This is a genomic window from Enterobacter sp. C6, from assembly GCF_008122455.1.
GTDB lineage: Bacteria > Pseudomonadota > Gammaproteobacteria > Enterobacterales > Enterobacteriaceae > Enterobacter > Enterobacter pseudoroggenkampii.
Genome location: NZ_QPFW01000002.1, coordinates 1 through 420 on the forward strand (window position 1 = coordinate 1; position 420 = coordinate 420).

Sequence of the window (420 nt, forward strand, 5' to 3'; positions counted from 1 at the left end):
ATGTAGCCCGCGCCGGGAATGTGGTTCAGCAGGTAAAACTTCGGTGCGCCCCAGGCGGCTTCGATCACTTTCCAGTCACCCGACGGCGCGGCGGTCGCGGGTTTACCCTGCTGGAGGCGGTGGATCCACTGCGGGTAAACCAGCTGTTCAAAATGAGGCAGGCGTTGAAGGCGGTCTGGGGTCTGCAGTGCGTCGCTGAGCAGCGAAACGTGGCGGTAACCGGCTTTCTCCAGGCGGGCTTTCACCGCCAGGTTATCGTTCTCGTCGCCGTACAGGGCGATGGCCGTTGCAGGTGTAAGCTGATGCAGTTTTGCCCAAAGCGCAATCTGCTCGTCGCTCATGGCGCTAAGCCAGGCGGCAGCAAGGTTGAGTGCGGCGGGTTCATGCCCGGAGGGGCCGCTGAGCGTCTGCGGCCAGCCG

The 420-nt window shown here is 63.6% G+C and carries 1 pseudogene; it reads right to left on the reverse strand.

Annotation, left to right across the window (positions count from 1 at the left end):
* Positions 1-420 (reverse strand): annotated as a pseudogene (locus DOU50_RS00010) (sulfurtransferase); the annotation flags it as partial.